Consider the following 22,172-nt stretch of genomic DNA (forward strand, 5'->3'; position numbering starts at 1 on the left):
TTCAACTCTCCTCTCCGGATATTCCGTAAAACCGGCAGGCATTTTCAAAGGTGGCCTGCTCCACCGTTTCCTCCGAAACTCCCTTTAGCTCCGCCACCATCCTCACCACATGAGGAAGATTCAGAGAAGAGTTCCTCCGGCCCCGGTTGGGCACCGGTGCCAGATAAGGGCAGTCCGTCTCCAGAAGCATCCTGTCAAGAGGCATATACTGTACCACTTCCTTGAGCTTCCGTCCGTTGGAAAAGGTAACGACACCGCCCACCCCGATATAATGGCCCATGTTCAGATATTCTCTGGCCATTTCCACTCCGTAGGAAAAGCAGTGGATCACGGCGCTCATATCTGCCGCACCGCAGGCGCGCATAATCTCAAGGGTGTCCTGAGCCGCTTCCCGACTGTGAATGACCACCGGCATACGCTTTTCCCTCGCCAGCATAAGCTGCCGTTCAAACCATTTTTTCTGAACCGGCCGCTCCGGCTCATCCCAATGGTAATCCAGGCCGATCTCCCCCACAGCAACGATTTTCGGCCGCCCAAGAGCTTCCACGACCTGCCGGAAATTCTCATCATTCAACTCTCCGGTGTCGCTGGGATGGACCCCGGCGGTACCGTACACAAAATCATACTGTTCTGTCAGCGCCACAGTCCTTCTGGTCGTTTCCAGACTGGAACCGATGTTTACAACTCGGCTGATGCCGTTTGCCGGAAGGGACGCAAGAAGCGTCCCCCGGTCCTCATCAAATGCCCTGTCATCATAATGGGCATGGCTGTCAAAAATCATGATGTACCTCAAACTGCAATGCAGGTCCTGATCTTATACGGTGATAATATCTCCCTTTAATCCGGGCCAGAACGGTTCGCCGCTGTCGGGATGGGTGATAACCCATTTGTTCTTCATGCACAGCAGCTTGTCCTCCTCAGTCTTCTGGATATTTTCCTTCTCGCTGGGATAATTGGTTCCCTGGGGAAGAACGATCACGCACTGGAATACGCCGTCCCCTACGCTGCAGGGAGCATAGTGGAGGGTGTCGCTGTACAGCATGATTGCTGTGCCGGCCGGCACGAAAAATGCCTCTGCATTGGCCAGATCAAAGGAGGTCAGAGAATCCATATCCTTGCGGCTTCCCAGCACCACGATCAGATCCGTTGCTGCAATATCAAGCTCTTCGCCTCTGTGATACTCCAGAGTATCGCACCTGTGGTTCTTACCGTTGCAGTATCCGATCTGAATGGGCATCTCCCCGTAAACCTGACGGGTAATGTCCTCACAGATGGGAAGTGCCTCCGCCTCTGCGATGGAAGGCTCGTATACGACACTGTCCGGTGCGGGCGTCGTTTTTGCCCATGCAAGCAGCTCGGAAAAATCCATTCCTTCAATGACTGCACCGTACTTCTGAAATGCTTTGTCTGTTACTCTTTTAATTTCCATAATCCTTCTCCTTTCTATGACAAGCCGGGCGCGCTCCCCCTGCTGCCCGGCTTATTCGCTGTTTCCTTCTTCCTTCCGTCAGGGTCAGCAGATCTCGGCTCCCGCAGGCATATCCTTCTCCGGTGTCATCAGGGCCAGATTGCCGTCAGCGTCCTCCGCGCAGAGGATCATTCCCTCAGAAAGGATCCCGGCCAGCTTGGCAGGCTTTAAGTTGGTGACGACCATCACCTTCTTGCCGACCATCTCCTCCGGCGTGTAATGGGACTTGATACCGGACACGATCTGACGCACCCGGCTTCCCACCTTCACCTGGGAGCAGAGCAGCTTTTTGGATTTCTTCACCGCCTCGCAGGCAATGATCTCGCCCACCTGGAACTGAAGCTTTCCGAAATCATCAATAGTGATCTCCGGCTTTGCCTCGATGTCGATGCCGCCATCCTTCTTCTCCTCGTCAGCTGCCTTCTCCTCGGGCGCTTTCCCGAACCGGGACGCCACATCCTGCAGCACCTCGTTCACATCAAGGCGGGCGAAGAGGATCTCCGGTTTTTCCACCACCTTGTTTCCGGAAGGATAAAGACCGAAGTCTTTCATTTCCTCAAGGCTTCTCTTTGTTCCGTTGACCTGAGCCAGAATTTTCTTTGAGGTGGACGGCATAAAGGACTCCAGAAGGCTGGCTCCCATACAGATCCCCTCCACCAGATTGTAAAGCACCGTGGCCAGGCGGGGCTTCTTCGCCTCATCCTTCGCAAGGGCCCAGGGCATAGTCTCATCGATATATTTATTGCAGCGCTTAAACAGCGTAAAGATCTCGCTGATAGCATCGGCCACACGAAGCTCGTTCATCTTGGCGTCTACCTTCTTCACGGTCTCCAGGGCCACCGTCTTAAGCTCCTCATCCACGGGTTCGGTCACGCCTGTATTCTCCACAACGCCGCCGAAATACTTGTTGGACATGGAAATGGTCCTGTTGACCAGATTGCCCAGCGTATTGGCCAGATCCGAGTTGAGACGCTCCACCATAAGCTCCCAGGAGATCACGCCGTCGTTGTCGAAGGGCATCTCATGAAGCACAAAATAACGAACCGCGTCCACACCGAAATAATCCACCAGATCATCGGCGTAAAGCACATTTCCCTTGGACTTGCTCATCTTGCCGTCCCCCTGCAAAAGCCAGGGATGACCGAATACCTGCCTGGGAAGAGGCAGGCCCAGAGCCATCAGGAAAATGGGCCAGTAAATGGTATGGAACCGGATGATGTCCTTTCCGATCAGATGCAGATCGGCAGGCCACAGCTTATGAAACTGCTCGCTGCTTTCGCCGTCACAGTCATAGCCGATGCCGGTAATGTAGTTGGTCAGGGCATCCAGCCATACATAAGTCACATGCTTCGGATCAAAGGACACGGGAATGCCCCACTTGAAGGAGGTTCTGGATACACACAGATCCTGCAGTCCGGGGAGCAGGAAATTGTTCATCATCTCATTCTTCCTGGACACCGGCTGGATAAACTCCGGATGCTCATTGATGTAATCGATGAGCCTGGGAGCATATTTGCTCATTTTGAAGAAATACGCCTCCTCCTTCGCCGGCTGTACCTCCCGTCCGCAGTCGGGACATTTTCCATCCACCAGCTGGGACTCGGTGAAAAATGACTCGCAGGGCGTACAGTAAAGGCCCTCATAGTAGCCCTTATAAATGTCTCCCTGATCATAAAGCTTTTTGAAGATCTTCTGTACCTGGGCCTCATGATCAGCGTCGGTGGTACGGATAAACTTGTCATAGGAGGTGTCCATCAGATCCCAGATCCGCTTGATCTCTCCGGCCACCTGATCCACGAACTCCTTGGGAGTCACGCCTGCCTCCGCAGCCTTCAGCTCGATCTTCTGTCCATGCTCATCCGTTCCGGTCTGAAAAAACACATCATAGCCCTGCTCTCTTCTGTAGCGGGCAATGCTGTCTGCCAGAACGATCTCGTAGGTGTTGCCGATATGCGGCTTGCCAGAAGTATAGGCAATGGCCGTTGTCATATAATAAGGTTTTTTTGCCATCTTCGTCCCTCCGTATTTAAAGGATCCCTCTTTCGGGAATTCCGCTTCTAAACCTTGATTATAGTATATTTAATCCCCAAAGTAAAGGATAATTGGACATTTCAGGTGCCATCCTTTATAATGAAAATAACCGGACTATTCCGTCCGGCCGGCGAATATCTTTACAAAAGCACAATCACGAGGAGGACCTTATGAAAAAACGACTCACCCGCCTGCTGGCGCTTTTGATGGCAGTCATACTGTTCCCCGGCGGATGCGGGACGGCTCCAAAAAACCAGGAGGAAAGCGGAGGGCAGGATGAGCATGCCCGTTTCGAGGAATTTTCAGAGCAATTATTCCGGGATGAGCTTCTGACAAACACCCTCAACCAGCATTATACACTGGCCTATCCGGAAAATTACGGGATCACCGATTACGAAGTGGCTCTCCCGGCTGTCAGCCTTTCCAACGAACAGGAAAGCATCGAAGAAGCCCGCAGCGTTCTGGAAGAGCTTGCCTCCTTTGATTACGATGCCCTCACGGAGGACGACAGGCTCACCTACGACGTTTTAAAGGAATATCTGGAGACCGCCCAGGAGCGCGGGGATTTTTATTATCTCTACGAACCCTTCTCTCCTATCATGGGCTTTCAGAGCGACATGGCCTTCGCGCTGTCCGAATACACCTTCCGCCGGGAACGGGACGTGCAGGATTATCTGGAGCTCCTGGAGCTTCTTCCCACCTATATAGAGTCCCTCATTACCCTGGAGAAGGAACGGGCTGCAAGAGGACTGGCCATGCCGGATTCTGTCATTGACGAAGTCATTGACAGCGTTCAGGAGCTACTAAATTCGGGAACGGATAATATTTATTTCACTTCCTTTGAGGAACGTCTGGAAACACTCAGTGAGCTTTCCGACCAGCAGAAGCAGGAATATACCGCCCGCAACCGGAAGCTCATTGACGAACAGCTCCTTCCTGCCTACAAGAAGATCGTCCTCTGTCTTAAGGGCGTCCGCGGCACCTGCAAAAAGCCTCAGGGCCTCTGCTGCACAGAAAACGGAAATGAATATTACGCATACCTTTTGAAAAGCACGGTCGGCTCCGGTCATTCCCCCGAAGAACTTCTCTCTCTTCTGGAGGATCAGATCTCAAAGGAAATGACCGAATTGATGACCCTCCTGACACAAAATCCGGAGCTTCTGGACACCATCGACGACAGCATTCCCGAAGACCGTACTCCGGAGGAGATCCTGGATTATCTGAAGGAAGCCATTAAAGAGGATTATCCCGAGCTTCCTGTGGATGCCTCCTACCAGATCAAATACGTTCCGGAATATATGGAGGAGAGCACAAGCCCGGCCTTTTATATGACACCTCCCATGGATCTGCCCGGGGAAAACACGATCTACATCAACAAGCGCCAGACCGGCGAAAGTTCCCTGTTCTCGACTCTGGCCCACGAAAGCTATCCGGGACACCTGTATCAGACAGTTTATGCCTCCGCCACTCTGGAAAATCCTCTTCGGTTCCTGTTAAACTACCTGGGATACTCCGAGGGCTGGGGACTTTATGTGGAGCATGAAGCCTATGCCCTGAACACAAACCTGACAGATCAGTCGGAGGCCATGGCAGAGTTCTACCGGATCAATTCCTCTATTACCATCGCCATACACGCCCTTCTCGATCTGAAGATTCACTACGAGGGCTGTTCACTGGAAGAAGCAAGTGAGATCATCGCCATGTATTTCGGTGACCAGGGGGAGGAATTCTGCCAGACCCTTTATAACACGATCGTCAGCGAGCCCGCCTATTATCTCAAATATTATGTGGGTTACCTGGAATTTCTCCTGCTCCGGGAAAAGGCGGAGGCAAAGCTGGAAAGCGCCTTTGATCTGAAGGAATTCCACAAATTCCTGCTGGATATGGGCCCCTGCTCCTTCCCGATGCTTGACCGCTATATGGAAAAATGGATGGAAGTGCAGAAGTAAGCAGCGATCCGCCCGGGAACAAACGATCACACCTGTCGTGAAAAAGTCCTTAAACACCGACCTTTCTGATTTTCAGAAGAGACTGAACCGTTATGATAATAATGACAGCCAGTATTCCTGCGCTTGTCCACGCTGATAATGTTTGCATCCGATCATTCATCCCGCCATTTGCGGCAATCAAGGTGTTTTGTAATGTCAAAACTGCGGCCAGGGAATCTATCATGTTTATTGTCCTGAGTTCGGCTAATACATTTGCATTATGCCTTGATTTCCTATAATGGATGATGCTCATGGCAACGCGATACGTTGTATAAGCTGCCATTGCGATTGCCGGAATCAGTCCGTATGTGCAGCTTCGTCCGCCGGCGACCATTACCGCAGCAGGGACGACCAGCGATATGTTCATCAGTATCAATACCATGTGTGCAGCAAAGCAGGCCTTCCGGCGATGTGCCGCACCTCGTTCATGACGGCCGGCAGCTTCTTTTCTGTACAAAGAAACGATGATAACCCGGACCATCGCAAGGAGAAAGTAATACACACAGATCGAGCCATTCCATAACGAACGGTATACAATTCCGAGCACGCCGTTATATAACGAAAAGGCAAATCCTATCAGTATGGAAAAAACAGAAAACGTCACTTTTTCAAGCAGGCAGTCTTTCTTCTGTATTCCCATGAACTGCTTTAATTGTTCACGCATATGCTTATTCTCCGCATTGCAGATGCCACTGTTCCTTGTCGGGTCGTATGCATCGAATCATAACACCTTCAATTTTTTCAATCGGATCCTCGCAGTTTCGCTTTATCCATTCCTGAACGATCGCTTTGCATCCGTGAATATAAAAACTGATCCAGTATGATTGCTCCTCCTCCGGGATCTGAAAGCGCTTCATAATAGGCTTAAGCACATACTCGGAAATACCTTCAAGCTGTTTTTCCGCCTGCATACATACCGGATTCTTAAATGCCGCCCGATAAACCGATTTGTGCTCTTTTATAAAGGAGAGATACGGTCTGAGGTATTCTGGATTGATAAGGACAAGTTCGTTCAGAGGCGCGCTGTGAATACTCGGAATAAACTGATCCGGTGCAACAGAAAACTGCTTAAGAAACTGCTCGTTGTAGTATTCCATTGTTTCCGTTAACAAATCATCTACTGTCTCATAATGCAAATAAAAAGTGGATCTGTTTACACCTGCTTTTGCACATATTTCTTTTACCGTGATGTACTCAAAATCCTTAACTTCCAGAAGTTTCATCAGTGCCTCGTCCATGAGAAGGGCAGTATTGAAGTATTTGCTTTCTGACTTATTCATTTCCTGAATACCGCCTTTTTCGTTTTATTCTGTGGTTTCGCTGATATCTTTTGCCAGCTCCATGATTTCAAATGCGTATTTCTTCTTGCCGGATTCAAGCAATTTCCTGTAAATCGGATAATTGATGCTGACGCCAATGATTCCGATAATGCCCACGATAATACCGACGATCATCATCGAAGTGGAGCCGTTGCCGATAACCTTCATAGAAAGGCACATTCCTGTTCCCAACACCAGCGACATAATCACTCCAAAAGAATAGGCAAAAATATTCGCCGGGCTTTTCGCCTTCCTGTCCAATTTCTTCAATGCCACAACCTTTGACGCCTTTTTGGGTGCATACTCGTTTGCAATTGCTTCTGCAAAAATCTTATCTGTATTCATGGTCCGATCCTCCAAATAATTTGTCTTTTACCAGATAGGTCATTATGCAGCTGACTTACCTGACAGCTTCATTATAGCGGTCATCAGAAACAAACGGAACGACAGCTTTTTATTCTTGTGTCTATTTCAGGCTTCGATACACTAAGAGCAGTTTTTGAATTTATGCTGTATTGTTGAGATACCCCCATCACAATAATAAACATAAACCTCCAAACCGAGTAATTTTATCTTACATCAGTTCAGAGGTTTACGCATTCTGCAATTTGCAGATATCCATTCCCAAAGGCAAATGGGTCATGTTATTCAAAAATAAAGCTCCTGTACCATTACCTCCTGCGTTACTGCATCTTCTTTCCTGCTCCCGGAGCCCGCATACCTCCGGAGCCGCCCATTCCTCCGGCTGACGCTGCTCCCGTATCATCGACAACCGTGACCGTGTCCGTCACGTCAATATCGCAGAGCTTCTCCCGACCGCTGTACAGAGAATACATCTTTCCAGTCTCAATGCCTGCTGCAGAAAAACTGATGCTCTGATACTCCTTATCAGGTGCCCAGGAAATCACCACATTGCCGTCAGCATCCCGCAAAGAAGCCTCGGTCCCTGCCGCCTGAGTCTGGGAATACAGAACGGTCACGCTGTTCTGAGCCGATGAGGAATCCGGAGTCTGAAGCATTCCCTGGTTTCCCGCCAGTACAAGCGTTCCTCCGTCCACCCTGCAGCCGGTTCCATAATCAAGGCTGCCGTTCCCGCTGTCTGTCGGCCCGCTCACATAAACCTCACCGCCGGTCATCTCAATGTCTCCGTTGGAATCCAGACCGTCGCCCCGTGCATTGACGTGGAGCGTTCCGCCGGTTATCACAAGCCTGCATGCTGACATGGTTTCTCCGGCTGCATTGACGCCGTCATCGCTGGCCGTCACTGCTGCCTCGCCGCCGGAAAGCTCTACCACCTGGCCCTCCAGCCCCTCGTAGCTCTCTTCAATAACAAGGATTCCTCCGCTGATGGAAAGTGTTCCGTCCGCATGAATTCCGTCATCTCCCGTTTTTATGGTAAAGCTTCCGCCGCTGACGGAAATATCTCCGTTGGAATGGAAGCCGTCATCGGCACTGTCAATGGTTCCTGTACCGCCCTTCACCTCCAGAAGCAGGCCTGCCTTCATGGCCTTCTTGCTGTCACTTGCGTCCGTATCGGCCTCCACTTCATTTTCCTCTGTTTCCACCGCATCGGTGTCCGAAGAAATCTCCAATGCAGCCGGCTCCAAATCATCATCTGAAACTTCCGGCATTTCTCCATTTTCCGGCTTCATCAGTATTTCTCCGTTCTCCGGCATCTCAGGTACCTCTGCGCCATCCGGCATCGAGGGCACTTCTGCGCCATCCGGCATCGAAGGCATCTCTCCGCCCATCTGACCTCTTCCGCCGAAGTATCCTTTTCCTCCAAAGCCGTTCGGATCTCTGGCTCCGCTCTTTTCGCCGAAGCCTCCCGCATCTGTATGGGCTGCAGCATTCTCACTTCCTCCTCCGGCCGTGATCCGGAAAGTCCCGCTTTCTGCCGTCAATACGGTTTCTGCCTGAATGCCGTCTCCCTCCGCCTGAATATCGAAGTCACTCTCCTCCAGATAAATCCAGCCGCTGTCATTGTCCGTATCGTTGCTGGACTTGATTCCGTCTGAAGCAGCCGTTACCGTACAGCTGCTTCCCAGGATGATCACTGCGTCCTTGCCGCGTATGCCGTCATTGGCACTGTTCACCGTGCAGGAAGCGCCTGTGATCACAAGCATATCCTTCGCATTGATCCCGTGATTGAACGAAGCATTGACGGTCAGGCTTCCGGTCCCGTTGATCACCAGATCATTTTTGCAGAACAGCGCCGCATTGGGCTCTTCCTTTTCCGCATCATCATAGGTGTAGGCGCTTCCGTCAGTCAGAATATTTTCACTGCCCTCTGCCAGCGTCACCGTCAGCTTTCCGGCCAGACGTCCGTTTAAGGGTGCACTGTCACTGCAGGTAATCGTTACCCCGTTCAGTATCAGGCGGACCTCCGTATCCTTGTCGGTATCCACCACCAGTGTGCCGTCATCCAGACTTCCCTCCACCAGGTACGTTCCCCCCTGGGTAATGGTCACCGTAGTTTCGTCCACCTGGACGCCCTGACCGTTGACGGAGGCACTGTTTCCGGAAAGGGTGATGCTGGCCGTAAAGGTTTCCTCCGACCAGTCCTTTCCTGCCTCAAGCTCCACCCGTGCAGCCTCCACCGCTTCGGCGATCACTCCCTGATCGACGGCCTGAGCACTGCCGGCCGTGGTTACGACTCCGGTTCCTCCGCTGCTTTCGGAGGCTGTGCTGTCCGTTCCCGCTGAACTGCTGCCGCTTCCGGCTTCGGCTGAGCTTCCTCCCGCCGTCGGGCCGCTTCCTGCGCTGCCGCAGCCGACTGCGCCTGCAAGCATCAGAAGTATCATCAAATAAGCGGCAAAAACCGCTCCTTTTTTCCTTATCATAAACTCTCCTTTCCGCAGATATCTGCAGCTTTCTGATTCTGCTGAGAATTATAACAGGAAAACCTTAAATTTCCCTGAAACAGATGCGCAGCCGGCGAAAATATGCTATGATGAAGGCAGCATCGTTGAACAGAGGCAGCACGGTCACCTGGTTCACCGACGATAATATCCGTCTGAAAAGAAAGGAGATTCCCATGGAAAAACAGACCAACGAACTTTGGAAAGATCGCAAGCATTTTTTATGGTTTCCCTTCAGCTTTACCAAATACCGCATTGCAAATAACCGGCTGTACTGTCAGCACGGATTTTTCCGTCAGCAGGAGCATGAATGTCTTCTGTACCGTATTCTGGACATTTCTCTGACCCGCTCCTTCGGGAACCGGATCTGCGGCACCGGAACCATTACCCTGAGGACCACCGATTCTTCCGACCCTCTGCTGCTCTTAAAAAACATCAAGAACAGCCGGGCTGTCAAGGAAATGCTCAGCGATCTCATTGAAGAGGCCCGCACCCAGAAGGGCATTACCGGCCGTGAGATTCTCGCCAACAACTATGTGGCTGACACAGACGGCGACGGTGATGTGGATATTGATGATTATTTATGAGGGTATACTAATACAACTGAATCCGCCGCCGGGATCCTCTCCGAAAAAAGGTTCCCGACGGCGGATTTATGTTTCTGTCACATAAGTTTCTTTCCTGCACTTATGCCAGGCAGTCCTCCATGAGCACAGTCATCTCTTCCAGCAATGCAGCCTCACGCTCCTGCTTTGCAAGAAGCTCTTCTCTCTGCTTTTCCAGTTCCTCCGAAAGCTTTGCGACGACACATTCCGGAACAGGAGTGCCCTCCGCCCGTGCCTTCAGAAGCACCCGGCAGGTATCGTAAAGATCTGTGATGGTATTTACCTTGCCCACAGCCCAGGTATCCACCATGCTGTCGCCGATGACCTGATCCACGAAGAAATCATAGGTCTCGCGGTCGAAGTTATAGGCGTACCAGCAAAGGTCCACGCCTCTCAGATCCTCGTCGATGGCCTTATCAAGATCTCCTGCCTCAAGGTCGGCAAGCACTGCCTCCAGAAGCTTCACATTGTTTCTGTTGCGGGCATGGATGAAATCATAATTCTCATACCAGTCAAGGCCAAACAGATCGTTTACCACCTTGGCGCACACTCTGGAAAGCTTCGTGTTGAAGGTCCTGGTGTCTTCGCCCAGTCCCTTTAAGGAAGCAGCCTTCTCGTTGACCTTAACGGCAGCCGCACGGGCCTTTGCGACAGCAGCCTCCAGCTTCTCCGTATCCTTCATATATTCATGCTCAATGGATTCGGTCAGCTTATCGAGAAGCGCCGTAAAATCAACAGGTCTTGTATCCAGCTTATCAAACTCCTGAAGCAGGGAGCCGTAAAGTACATGGGAGGAGAAGAAGGCCTCGTCACTGTAATCGTTGGCCTCTCTTGTATCGGCAGTGGAATGATAGGAATCCCAGAAATAAACGCCTTCATATCCGGTCTCAACGGTGGGAATTCCCAGCATTGCATACATATAGCTCTCTGTCCAGGTCCATAAGGGGCTCATGGTGCCGAAGGGATAAATGCTTCCCTCGATCTGTTCGCCGATCTTCTGAACGCCGTCCACCATCTCATAAGAGGTGCGGACCACTGCCTTCGTGGCGGTGCCGCTGATCAGATTTCCATCCATATTGAGAAGCAGGAAGCCGTTTCTCGCCCATTCGGGATGCTTTCTGATCTCCATGGTGGCGCCTCTCGCCCAGTCATAACGGCTGCCCTCGATGCCCCATTCCTCAGCGCCGTGCATCACGACTCTTATGGTACGTCTGGGCTTGTAGCCGCTGGCCAGGAACGCCCTGCAGATGCCGAGGATACAGCCGATGCCGGAAGGGTTGTCGGAGAAGGCGGTAAAATACCCATCGTAATGGCCGATGAAATAGATCACCTCATCCACCTCTCCGGGAATCTCGCCGACTACATTGTGGGTGATACCATTATTGGTGACCCGCACGTCCGCGTTGAGCACCGCTTCGATCTCACCGCCGGCGGCCTCCAGCTCCGCTTTCAGACGTTTTGCCTCCCGGACCGACATGGAGAAGGTTGGAAGATCCGCCAGAGTGGAAACGTCCTGGACCCCCAGCGTATCCTCCGTATAGGTGGCGTAGCCTCCTACCTGTACCACAATGATACCGGCAGCCTTCTTCGTCCGAGCCTGGCCGACAGCCCAGTAAATGAACCAGTCCTCCATCATGTCGATGTCCACCAGCACAAATTTGCCGGCCACATCAACGCCTTCATAATCCACATCACGGCCCTTGCCCACGTAAACAATCTTAATGTGCTGATCCTCTGCAAGGCAGTTGGCCTGGAAGGCGGACAGAACCACCCGCTTTTTCAGACCGCTTCCCATGGTGTAAGTAAGGTCCGCATGCTTGAACTCGAAATTATCAACAGTAACCACGTCCTTGTGGACATTCTTCAGACCGATCCGTTTCATTTCCTGATACAGGTAATCAGCCGCCGCAAATTCCGCTGCGGAACCGGAGGTCCTGTAGCCCAGTTCCGGATTGCTCTGGAACGAGATCAGCTTTTCCATAACACCGAGTGCATAGTTCACATCTATATATTTTGTAAATTCAGCCGCCATTTTAACCCTCCAATCTTATTCACACTGATAAATCACAGCTCCGTCAAACACGGTGAGAAGCACCTTCGTCTCAGGGATCGCCTCCGCCTCCGTGTCAAAAAGATTTCTGTCGAGAACAATGACATCCGCCAGCTTTCCCGGCTCCAGCGTTCCCAGCTCGCCGTCCCTTCCGGACGCATACTGTCCCGCCCAGGTGTAGGCGCGAAGAGCCTCTGCCATGGTAACGGCCTGCTCCGGATTGACCCCGGTGGGCTTTCCGTCATAGCCGTTTCTTGTGATGGCATAATAAATGCTCTCAAAAGGATTATACTCCACCACGGGAAAATCCGTGCCGAAGGCCAGGATCCCGCCCGCATCCAGGATCGAGCGGTGGGGCCATTCCCATCTGCACCGCTCCGGTCCCACTCTGCTGATCTTCTCATTGGCGTCAAGGGGAAGATGCCTGGGCTGCATGGAAGCGACCACATGGAGCTCCTTAAAACGTGGAATGTCATCGGGATGGATGCTCTCGATGTGCTCAATGGTATTTCTTACATTGGTATTGTCATTGACCTTATTGGAGGCCTCAAACAGATCCAGCGCCATCCGCACTGCCGCGTCACCGATGCAGTGAAGTCTTGCGCCGAGGCCTTTTCTGTTGGCCGCAATAATGCATTTCTCAAAGTATTCTCTGGGCGCCGTAGGCGCCCCCGCAGTCTCCGGCCTGTCGGAATAGGGCTCCAGCAGATATCCGGTGAAGGTAGAGGTGACACCGTCCACCACGCCCTTCACTCCCGTCACCTGCAGAGTCGGGGAATGGTACTGCGCCTTCTGCCGGAGGATCTCCGTCTGCTCCTCATCCGGCTCCATGGCCGGATTCAGGTTGATCCGCACCGTCAGTCTTCCCGCCTGATCCATCCATTCCAGGGCATCATAATTCGTCCCCTCCAGAATTCCGGAGCAGTCACAGAAGGTGGTGATCCCCAGCCGGTTTAACCCTCGCATCAGGTCCGTTTCCACTTCCTCATCAATATCCGGTCCCGGCATCAGTACCTTTCCGGCCGCATAGGCAAACCAGGCCTTTTCCCGCAGAACACCGCTGGGCTCTCCGTTGGGCAGAAGCACCACATTGGGCCCCAGCTCCGGGTCATCCTTGTCGGCCCCGCATTCCTTCAGAGCTGCGCTGTTTAACCAGCCTGTATGGGCATCGGCCGCTGCCAGATAGACGGGCCGGTCGGGAACTGCCGCATCCAGGGATGCCTTTGTGGGAAGAGGTGCGTCATTCCAGTTGGCAGGAAACCAGCCCTGCCCCAGGATCTGCCGGTGGTCCGGATGGGCATCGGCAAATTCCTTCACCATGGCCACGCATTCCTCCTCCGATCCGGATTCCAGGATCTTATCGAGGAAATAGTCGCTGGCGTAAAGAGCCCCCCACGGAAAATGGCCGTGGGCCTCGCAGATCCCTGGCATGATCAGATTGTCTCCATAGGAAAACAGCTCCGTCTCACTGCCCATGTAAGCCTCAAGAGACTCTCTGCTTCCCACAGCCAGAATCTTATTATCTTTGATGGCAACGCCGCCGGGGAAGGGCGCTTCGCCCTCCCCGGTAAAAACTGCATTGCTCAGTAAAATCTTATCCGCCTTCATAACGGCCACCTTAAATGCCCAGGAAGCCGCACACCAGGAAGCAGATCACAGAACCAACGATACTGATGAGCGCGTAGGGCAGGATCGCCTTCATCAGATAGAAGGGCTTAACCTCCGTAGCCGCAGAGGTGAGCAGCATGGCGTCGCTGGCCACATACCAGGAGCTGCTGCAGGCCGATGCGGAAACGAGGGCTGCACATACAAGGATCGGATTTACGCCGATGGCATTGGCAATGGGAAGCACGATGGGAAGGAAGATCATGGAACCATCCCAGCAGCCGCCCACGAAGAAGCTGTAGATCGCGATGAATGCGAACACGATGGCAGGGAACAGGAACGCCGCGCCGGAAAGGAGCGGGGTAAGGAAACCCACTACGAAGTCGGGCATTCCGGTTGCCGTATTGATCTCAACCAGAGTCAGGGCTACCGCAATGATCATACAGATGGAGACCATGCTGCTGGCGCCCTCAAAGGCCGCGTCAAAAATTTCCGTGAGCTTCATTCTTGCGACCAGCATGATCACGATCATGACAGCGATCGCGCCCATGCAGGCAACCATAACATCCTTGGTGATAATGGTAAGGGCAATGATCACGATCATGGGAAGCAGGAACCGGAGCGGATTTGCCTTTTTGGAGGCTTCGTCGCCGTCAGCGCCGCCGTCCCTGATATCAGCATCGGTCAGACTGCATTCTGCACGGCAGACAACGCCGCTTTCCAGAGCCAGCTGATTATCCTTCTTCACTGCGCCGATCAGCGGGAATATGCCGATGGCAACCAGGAAGAGGATCAGAAGCATAATGATCGCGTAAAACAGATGGGGCATTACCTGAAGATACGCACTGAGTCCGCTTCCGTTGACGGTCACGCCGTTGTCAGCGAAGAAGCCGCTGTAGAACACGCCCCAGGTGGAGATCGGGATCATGACGCAGACCGTTGCCGCCGAACCGTTTACAAGGAGGCCCAGCAGAGTACGGGGGATCTTGTGCTGATCACAGATCCGTCTCATGGCCGTGCCGAGGGCCATGTTGTGAAGATAATCGTCTACAAAAAGGAGCCAGCCGATGATATAAGCCAGAACAAGCGCCTTTCTTCTTGTGTTGGCATACTTGCTCACCCAGTTGGCAAACTCCAGGGCTGCGCCTGATTTGTCAATAAGGGCGATGAGAATACCGAACAGAGCCAGCAGTAAAAACAGATAGCCCAGGGTACCGGCCATGAAAGCCGCCTGTACCTTTTCGAGCCATACGGAAGCAAAATTAACGCCGCCGATCAGAACAGAACCCACCAGTGTTGCTGCGGTAATGGAGAGCAGTGTTCTTTTTGTTGTAAAGATCAAAACAAACATGACAATTACGGGCAATAATGATATAGCACCTAAATTCATACTCCTTCTCCTTTCTTTTTAACCTTCAGATCTCAAGCAACTTCTTCTGTTCTATATTTTTTATAGAGTAATAACCCTACTTAAAACCCCCTTATCATTCCCCGCCTTCCTTCCGAACAAGGATTTCTGCACCGAAGGAACGGCTGCCGTGAAGGGCCGTAATTGCTAGCACATTACAAAGCCCGTGATCAAAAATGCAACGATAGTAAGCGCGTAGCTGATCAGCGCATAGGGAAACGTCCCCATCATCTGATAGTACGGCTTTATATCCACAGCCCGGGAAGTGATCATAATGGCGTCGCCCGCCACATATGCGCTACTTCCTGCTGTTGCTGCGCACACAAGGGCCATACAGGGAATCAACGGGTTCATGCCGAGGACATGGGCAATGGGAACGACGATGGGCATAAAGATCATGGAGCCGTCCCAGAAGCCGCCGGCAAAAAAGGTGTACAGGGCACAGAATGCAAATACAAGAGCCGGAAATACCGCACCGGTAAGATACGGGGACACAGCTTCCACCAGATACTCTGCCATTCCTGTGGCATTGTTGATGCCAACCAGACTGATGGCCACGGCAATGACACAGCAGATCTGGACCATGCTTCCAACGCCCTCAAACATCGCATCAAAGAGTTCGGTCAGCTTCATCTGTTTTCCGATCAGAATGATGATGATCGTGACAAGGATGGCGCCCATACAGCCAACCATTACATCATTGGTAATAATCGTAAGGGCGATGATAACCGCCATGGGAATCAGGAATTTAAAAGGATTTTTCTTATGGGAAGCCTCCTCCTCTGCGTCATCGCAGCGGATTTCCTTCCCGTCCAGGCTGCGCTCCTCCGTACAGACGATCCCTTCCTCAAGGGCCAGCTTATTGTCCTTCCGGGTAACACCGATGAGAGGAAAAACACCAAGGATCACCAGCAGACAGATGATAAGAAGGATCCATGCATAAAACAGGAACGGAATTCCGGCATAATAGGCATTCATTCCGGAGCCGCCGACTGTCACGCCGTGCTGCTCAAACAGGCCTCCGTAAAAGACTGCCCAGGTGGAAACCGGGATCAGCACGCAGACCGGAGCTGCCGTACAGTTGACGAGAAAGCCAAACAGGGTACGGGGAATCCTGTGCCTGTCACAGACCCGCTTCATGGCCGTGGACACTGCCATATTGTTGAGATAATCATCCACGAAAATGATCCAGCCAAGGAAGAAGGTGAGCAGCATGGCTTTTCTTCTTGTGTTGGCATATCTGCTCAGCCAGTTGGCAAATTCAATGGCTGCACCGGATTTATCCAGCAGACGGATCAGGATTCCGAACAGGGCCAGTAAGAGGAAGAGATACCCTACAGTCCCTCCCATGAAAGCTGCCTGGATCTGCTCCAGCCATACAGAGGCAAAATTCCATCCGCCCAGCAGGATGGATCCGGCCAGGGATGCGACCGTCAGAGACAAGAGCATCCGCTTGGTGGTAAAAATCAGGACAAACAACACAACAACCGGTATCAATGACAGAATCCCATAATTCATTTCCGTTCCTCCCAGCAATTACTCCACTCAACATATTCTATTGCCGATAACGAAAAAAATTGCCAGTGAGTTTTCACCCACCGGCAATTCGTTAATAAGAATCCTATTTTGTTGTCCTGTAATAGTTGATCAGGCAGCCGTCCAGGATGATCTGCCGCTCATCGTCGGTCAGCTCTCCCAGCTTAAGCTCAAACTCCCGCATACCGTCCCCGGCCACAAATGCCGGAATGGAAGTCTTTTTCTCCTCCACTGCCTTTCGGATCCCCGGAACGAAGATCCAGTCACCGTTTTTAAAAGGAAGCTCTCCCTCGTCCACCAGGAAAGGAAGCATGCCCCAGTTGATCAGGTTGGAACGGTAACGCTTGGTGGCATAGCCGTTGGCAATGTTGGCCCAGCCGCCCAGCACCTTCTGGCAGGAAGCCGCCTGCTCTCTGGCAGAGCCGTCGCCGGGCTTCACCGCAAAGATCGTGCTGCCGATTCCCGTATTGGTCCTGTCAGCCTCCGGATATTTTGTATGTACTGCATCCATCGCCTCATGGACCTCGGGAAGCACCTGACAGGGCTTCTCTCCGCTCACCCTTGCCTTCTCTGCAGCCTGAACCGCCTTGGCCCGTCCCACATAGGCCGGATCCTTCCTTGACAGAGTAAACTCTGCCAGCCCCAGAGGATTGGACCGATAGGAGGAGGTCTCACCGGAAGGGATCAGCTCATCGGTAGTCGTCACCGGATCATGGATCTCGGATACCACCTTGAGAAGCAGATGGTCCGTCAGAGACGACATGGCCGGCCAGTCCTTGATGTTTGGACCAAAGTGGATCTCCACGGAGGGATCTGCCACGCCCTTGCTGTCAAAAACACGGTTTTCGTAAATAGTCTTATCAAAATAATACTTTGGTTTCGTGTAATTCACATCCAGATCCGTTGCCGGCGTCAAACGGCCCTTGTTGACTGCTGTAGCCGCAATGGAACGGGCGTCCATGAGCGCCACCGAAGCGATCTGTCCGCTCTGGAGTTTGGAGCCTTCTCTGTTGGGGAAATTCCTGGTGGAATGACGGATGCTGAAGGCATTGTTGGCCGGCGTATCACCTGCGCCGAAGCAGGGACCGCAGAAGGCCGTCTTCATCACGGCGCCGGTCTGCAGGATCTTTGCCGCCGCCCCGTTCTTAATAAGCTCCATATAAACCGGCATGCTGGCTGGGTATACACTTAAGGTAAAGGCGCCGTTTCCGATGCTGGCACCGTCCAGAATATCAGCCGCGTCACAGATATTTTCAAATCCGCCGCCTGCGCAGCCTGCGATGATTCCCTGCTCCACATAGAAGCTTCCGTCACGGACCTTATCCGCCAGAGAGAAATTCACCGCGCCGCCGAGGCTTACCTTCGCCCGCTTCTCCACATCGGCAAGCACGTCGCCCAGGTTTGCGTTGACCTCCTCGATGGTATACGTATTGCTGGGGTGGAACGGCATGGCGATCATGGGCTTCACTTTTCCAAGATCCACCTCCACGATGCCGTCGTAATATGCCACGGCACCGGGCTTAAGCTCCCTGTACTCCTCCAGGCGGCCGTGAGTCTCATAGAATTCCCGGATTTTTTCATCAGTGGTCCAGATGGAGGAGAGGCAGGTGGTCTCCGTTGTCATTACGTCCACACCGATCCGGAAATCTGCGCTTAAGTTTGCCACGCCGGGGCCCACAAACTCCATCACCTTATTGTTCACATAGCCGTTTTTGAACACCGCTCCGATGATGGCCAGCGCCACATCCTGAGGCCCTACGCCCTTCTCCGGCTTTCCGGTCAGATAAATGCCGATCACTCCCGGCATATTGATGTCATAGGTCTTGTTTAACAGCTGCTTCACCAGCTCGGGACCGCCCTCGCCCATGGCCATGGTACCCAGGGCACCGTAGCGGGTGTGGCTGTCGGAGCCCAGGATCATTTTCCCGCAGCCGGCCAGCATCTCTCTGGCATACTGATGGATCACTGCCTGATGAGGAGGCACATACACACCGCCGTACTTTTTTGCACAGGTCAGTCCAAACATGTGATCATCCTCATTGATGGTGCCGCCCACCGCACAAAGACTGTTGTGACAGTTGGTCAGCACATAGGGAATCGGAAACTTATCCAGTCCACTGGCCCTGGCTGTCTGGATAATTCCCACAAAGGTAATGTCATGGGAAGTCAGTTTATCAAATTTGATCTTCAGCCGGTCCATGGTGCCCGAGGTATTGTGAGCCGCCAGAATCCCATACGCCATGGTATTTTTCGCCGCTTCCGCCTGATCCGGACATGCTCCCAGCTTTGCCGCAAGCTTCGCTGCACAATCCTTGTCATCCTCAACAAGCTCCGTGCCGTTTAACAGGTAAGCGCCATGCTTCCATAATGTAACCATTGTTTGTCCTCCTTGGTGCTGTCAGTTTCGATCATGGTTCTGTCTGTTTCTTTCCCCATTATGGTGTAATTTTCCCGGTTAGTCAAGCAGAATGTTACTGCGGCTTTTTCTTTAAAAGACCGCTGCTCAGAAGCTCCTCAATGGCCTCCTGCAGGAATTTTTCCTCCCGGTCCGCCTCGCTCTCATCCATGTCAAAAAACTCCAGATCGTCGTCGGTCTCCACATCTCTTCCGTCACTCTCTTTTTCTCCGGTGCCTTCAGGCTCGCCGTCTTCCAAAGCCTCCGTCTCCGGCCCGGTGTCGGCCCCGCTGCCATCCTCAATGACAGCCCCGGTGTTGGCCCCGGTGTCCTCCGGTTCATCCTCCGCCACCTCAAACTGCACCGTCACCTGGAACAGATCCCCGTTCAGATAGATCTCAAAAATACCGTCCTGAAGCTCTGTCAGACTCTTGGCGATGGAAAGCCCGAGGCCGCTTCCCTCAGTGGTTCGTGAGGCGTCTCCTCTCGTAAAACGCTCCGTCAGTTCCTCCGGCGTTATGTTGAGCTCTGACTCGGAAATATTTTTCATGGTAAAGGTGGCATAACCGTCGTATTCTCCCACGCTGATATAAACTCTGGTTCCGGGCATCGCATATTTCTTTGTATTCTGGAACAAATTTTCCAGGATTCTCCATACCCGCCGCCCGTCGGCGATCACATGAAGAGAATAATCGGGGAAGGAGGTCACGGGAATCAGCCCCCGCTCCTCAAACTTCTCGGAGAACTCTCCGCAGGCCTGCTTTACCAGCTCAACGAAATTGATCCGTTCCAGCTGCAGGCTGATATTGCCGGAGCTGGCCCTCGATGCCTCCACCAGATCCTCCGTCAGATTTTTCAGGCGCTGAGATTTCTGGTCCAGGATCTCCAGATACCGCTTCAGCGTCTCATCCTCAATGTTCTCCCTCTTCATCAGATCCACATAATTGATGATGGAAGTCAGCGGGGTCTTAATATCATGGGACACATTGGTGATCAGATCCGCCTTCATCCGTTCGCTCCTGACTGCCGTATCCACGGCGTCCTGAAGTCCTGCTCCAATGTTGTTGATCGCATCCGCCAGCCGTCTGTCGTCAGCCAGAAGCCCCTGGTCATTGATCACATAATCAAGGTCGCCGCCGGAGATCCGCTCCACACCGTCCAGGATCCGCTTCCGTCCCAGGACCGCCCACAGAATGATTCCCGCCGCCGTCAGCTGCGCTGCCACAAAGGCAATGATCCCCGTAACATACAAGAAAAACGATCCCCAGAACCGGTTAATGGTAATAAACATGCAAAGGGGAATGGTAACGATCCAGTAAAGGACGATGACCCCTGCCACCTTCCCGGTGGCGGGCCAGCCCTTCACAAGCTGCCGGAACCCGTGTCCTGTTTTGATCAGTATTTTTCTCAGAATACTGTTTTTCCAGAGAGTACCGGCCTTCAGCCGTTTCACCAGACTGAAAAATCCCATGAGGCCGATGATCGCCGATACCACAAAGGACAAAATCTGCATGACCGTGTAGATCATATTGGAGGTAAAGAAATTCCGGGCAAAGATCTTGGCCAGAATTCCGCACACATAGACAAAGCCCAGGATCCCGCCCACGATCAGAAGCGCCGCCGGCTCTGTCGGCCACCGGTCAAATTTATCCAGCCAGATCTCGTCATAATCCTCCCGGTGTCCCACCGATGCAATAAGATAGACAAAGGTAAAGATGCCGCCCAGTCCGCCGACGATTATGGCCAGCAGAGACAGCCACAGGATCGGCCTGCACTGGCTGAAACTTTCCGACATCCACCGGTATTCATCCTCCACCGGATACCGGGTGTCCAGTCCCACAGAAAAGGAGGCCCCGGAATCCACGCCGATCAGGGAGGTGGCCAGATATTCCAGGTTCCAGTTCTCCACCGATGCTTTCTGAAAGTTCGTTGTGATCCTGTGGGTGTTATTGTCGTAGGAAACATATTTTTCCAGCTTATTGATATCTCCTGCCGTGATGGACTCACTGTTGCTGGAATAAAGCCCGGAGCTTTCCTCATAGATCACATAGCGCAGATTCGTTTCCGCCTCATCCAGCCGGTTACTCAGCGTGTAATACGTATCCAGGTAGCTCTGTCCCCTTTCACACAGTCTCGGAAGCTCCGCATCCTCCCGCACTGCCTTCTGCTGGAGATAATCATAGGTGACCCGGCAGATCTGCCCCGGATAGATCAGGATCTCCGCCGTATTGTTGAGCGTAAACCGCTTCGGCCATTCTGCACTTACTACCTTGTCCCACTGGTATTCCTTGATGACCCATTCTTTTTCGGCGGCAGACATGGAATCCCACCGAAGCTCCGAGTAATAGGTCCCCACCGCCAATTCCTTAAACGGCTCCAGGTACGCATTTTCCCTGTGTTTTTTCCCTGCCTCCTCCGTACTCCCGGCAGCAGGCTCCTCGACCACTTCCACCTGTACGGAGTCATACGGTTCCAGAATTTCCTCTTCCGCCCCATCATATAACTGGCTCTGCTGCAGTTCTTCTTCATAGACGCCGTTCTGGGCTTCCCACAGGATCTCATAGATCCCCGAAAGATCCTTCAGACAGATATCATACTCCGTATTATTGATATTCACCCGATAAAGGGGCGTTTTCTGGTTTTCCTCATCCGACCAGCCAAACACCTGAGACAGGGCTGTATACTCGAAAATGCTCTGCGCATCGTTGAGAATTTTCCTCTCCAGCGTTTCCGTATCTTCAAACTTTGTGGTTTGAAGAAGCTCTGTCTTGCTGAACAGAAAGTTGCTGAAATTATTGATATAATAGAGGCCCAGGCCGCCGGACACCGCAATCCCCATGAACAGAATGAATAAAAATAACGCTCCTGCTTTCTTTTTCCGCGTATATTTCCGTTTCTTCACGGCC

Annotated in this window: 15 protein-coding genes; 2 read left to right on the forward strand and 13 right to left on the reverse strand. The window is 52.5% G+C overall.

Going from position 1 to position 22,172, the window contains the following annotated elements:
* Window position 1: 1 nt before the first annotated feature.
* The 3 genes from QJ036_RS06870 to metG form a co-directional block, all read right to left on the reverse strand.
* Entirely contained in the window at window positions 2–781 is a 780-nt protein-coding gene (locus QJ036_RS06870) for a TatD family hydrolase (RefSeq protein WP_283230655.1), read from the reverse strand.
* 33 nt (window positions 782–814) lie between these two features.
* Entirely contained in the window at window positions 815–1,429 is a 615-nt protein-coding gene (locus tag QJ036_RS06875) for a DUF4867 family protein (RefSeq protein ID WP_283230656.1), read from the reverse strand.
* A gap of 84 nt (window positions 1,430–1,513) precedes the next feature.
* Window positions 1,514–3,478, reverse strand: coding sequence for a methionine--tRNA ligase (gene metG / locus QJ036_RS06880; RefSeq protein WP_416388543.1), 1,965 nt, complete (start codon window positions 3,476–3,478; stop codon window positions 1,514–1,516).
* A gap of 191 nt (window positions 3,479–3,669) precedes the next feature.
* Here metG and QJ036_RS06885 point away from each other — a divergent pair, with 191 nt between their 5' ends.
* On the forward strand, window positions 3,670–5,448 hold the full coding sequence (locus QJ036_RS06885) for a DUF885 domain-containing protein (RefSeq protein WP_283230657.1): 1,779 nt from the start codon (window positions 3,670–3,672) through the stop codon (window positions 5,446–5,448).
* A gap of 49 nt (window positions 5,449–5,497) precedes the next feature.
* On the opposite strand, the gene QJ036_RS06890 is transcribed toward QJ036_RS06885, so the two are convergent.
* The 4 genes from QJ036_RS06890 to QJ036_RS06905 all read right to left on the reverse strand — a co-directional run bounded on the left by QJ036_RS06890 (window position 5,498) and on the right by QJ036_RS06905 (window position 9,649).
* Entirely contained in the window at window positions 5,498–6,151 is a 654-nt protein-coding gene (locus tag QJ036_RS06890) for a hypothetical protein (protein WP_283230658.1), read from the reverse strand.
* A 4-nt stretch (window positions 6,152–6,155) separates the two neighbouring features.
* Complete coding sequence (locus tag QJ036_RS06895; RefSeq protein ID WP_283230659.1) at window positions 6,156–6,767, reverse strand: TetR/AcrR family transcriptional regulator; 612 nt, start codon at window positions 6,765–6,767, stop codon at window positions 6,156–6,158.
* Window positions 6,768–6,791: 24 nt separating this feature from the next.
* Window positions 6,792–7,151, reverse strand: coding sequence for a dihydropteridine reductase (locus QJ036_RS06900; protein WP_283230660.1), 360 nt, complete (start codon window positions 7,149–7,151; stop codon window positions 6,792–6,794).
* Window positions 7,152–7,489: 338 nt separating this feature from the next.
* The gene (locus QJ036_RS06905; protein ID WP_283230661.1) at window positions 7,490–9,649 is read right to left on the reverse strand and encodes a carbohydrate-binding domain-containing protein; all 2,160 of its coding nucleotides are present in this window, start codon (window positions 9,647–9,649) and stop codon (window positions 7,490–7,492) included.
* 107 nt (window positions 9,650–9,756) lie between these two features.
* Here QJ036_RS06905 and QJ036_RS06910 point away from each other — a divergent pair, with 107 nt between their 5' ends.
* Complete coding sequence (locus QJ036_RS06910; protein WP_283230662.1) at window positions 9,757–10,254, forward strand: PH domain-containing protein; 498 nt, start codon at window positions 9,757–9,759, stop codon at window positions 10,252–10,254.
* 100 nt (window positions 10,255–10,354) lie between these two features.
* On the opposite strand, the gene QJ036_RS06915 is transcribed toward QJ036_RS06910, so the two are convergent.
* The 6 genes from QJ036_RS06915 to QJ036_RS06940 form a co-directional block, all read right to left on the reverse strand.
* Window positions 10,355–12,304, reverse strand: coding sequence for a M28 family peptidase (locus QJ036_RS06915; protein ID WP_283230663.1), 1,950 nt, complete (start codon window positions 12,302–12,304; stop codon window positions 10,355–10,357).
* A gap of 15 nt (window positions 12,305–12,319) precedes the next feature.
* Window positions 12,320–13,930 (reverse strand): amidohydrolase, encoded by a 1,611-nt coding sequence (locus tag QJ036_RS06920; RefSeq protein ID WP_283230664.1) that lies wholly within the window; start codon window positions 13,928–13,930, stop codon window positions 12,320–12,322.
* 10 nt (window positions 13,931–13,940) lie between these two features.
* Complete coding sequence (locus QJ036_RS06925; protein ID WP_283230665.1) at window positions 13,941–15,317, reverse strand: Na+/H+ antiporter NhaC family protein; 1,377 nt, start codon at window positions 15,315–15,317, stop codon at window positions 13,941–13,943.
* A gap of 165 nt (window positions 15,318–15,482) precedes the next feature.
* A complete protein-coding gene (locus tag QJ036_RS06930; RefSeq protein ID WP_283230666.1) occupies window positions 15,483–16,853 on the reverse strand; it encodes an SLC13 family permease in 1,371 nt (456 codons plus the stop codon).
* Window positions 16,854–16,956: 103 nt separating this feature from the next.
* Complete coding sequence (locus QJ036_RS06935; RefSeq protein WP_283230667.1) at window positions 16,957–19,248, reverse strand: hydratase; 2,292 nt, start codon at window positions 19,246–19,248, stop codon at window positions 16,957–16,959.
* A gap of 94 nt (window positions 19,249–19,342) precedes the next feature.
* On the reverse strand, window positions 19,343–22,168 hold the full coding sequence (locus QJ036_RS06940; RefSeq protein ID WP_283230668.1) for a sensor histidine kinase: 2,826 nt from the start codon (window positions 22,166–22,168) through the stop codon (window positions 19,343–19,345).
* Window positions 22,169–22,172 lie beyond the last annotated feature (4 nt).

It is taken from the genome of Fusibacillus kribbianus, assembly GCF_030053595.1.
GTDB lineage: Bacteria > Bacillota > Clostridia > Lachnospirales > Lachnospiraceae > Lientehia > Lientehia kribbiana.

Excerpts from the sequence above, each read along its gene's own strand:
- QJ036_RS06870 (WP_283230655.1), bottom strand. The coding sequence starts at position 781 with ATGATTTTTGACAGCCATGCCCATTATGATGACAGGGCATTTGATGAG.
- QJ036_RS06875 (WP_283230656.1), bottom strand. The coding sequence starts at position 1,429 with ATGGAAATTAAAAGAGTAACAGACAAAGCATTTCAGAAGTACGGTGCA.
- metG (WP_416388543.1), bottom strand. The coding sequence starts at position 3,478 with ATGGCAAAAAAACCTTATTATATGACAACGGCCATTGCCTATACTTCT.
- QJ036_RS06885 (WP_283230657.1), top strand. The coding sequence starts at position 3,670 with ATGAAAAAACGACTCACCCGCCTGCTGGCGCTTTTGATGGCAGTCATA.
- QJ036_RS06890 (WP_283230658.1), bottom strand. The coding sequence starts at position 6,151 with ATGCGTGAACAATTAAAGCAGTTCATGGGAATACAGAAGAAAGACTGC.
- QJ036_RS06895 (WP_283230659.1), bottom strand. The coding sequence starts at position 6,767 with ATGAATAAGTCAGAAAGCAAATACTTCAATACTGCCCTTCTCATGGAC.
- QJ036_RS06900 (WP_283230660.1), bottom strand. The coding sequence starts at position 7,151 with ATGAATACAGATAAGATTTTTGCAGAAGCAATTGCAAACGAGTATGCA.
- QJ036_RS06905 (WP_283230661.1), bottom strand. The coding sequence starts at position 9,649 with ATGATAAGGAAAAAAGGAGCGGTTTTTGCCGCTTATTTGATGATACTT.
- QJ036_RS06910 (WP_283230662.1), top strand. The coding sequence starts at position 9,757 with ATGATGAAGGCAGCATCGTTGAACAGAGGCAGCACGGTCACCTGGTTC.
- QJ036_RS06915 (WP_283230663.1), bottom strand. The coding sequence starts at position 12,304 with ATGGCGGCTGAATTTACAAAATATATAGATGTGAACTATGCACTCGGT.
- QJ036_RS06920 (WP_283230664.1), bottom strand. The coding sequence starts at position 13,930 with ATGAAGGCGGATAAGATTTTACTGAGCAATGCAGTTTTTACCGGGGAG.
- QJ036_RS06925 (WP_283230665.1), bottom strand. The coding sequence starts at position 15,317 with ATGAATTTAGGTGCTATATCATTATTGCCCGTAATTGTCATGTTTGTT.
- QJ036_RS06930 (WP_283230666.1), bottom strand. The coding sequence starts at position 16,853 with ATGAATTATGGGATTCTGTCATTGATACCGGTTGTTGTGTTGTTTGTC.
- QJ036_RS06935 (WP_283230667.1), bottom strand. The coding sequence starts at position 19,248 with ATGGTTACATTATGGAAGCATGGCGCTTACCTGTTAAACGGCACGGAG.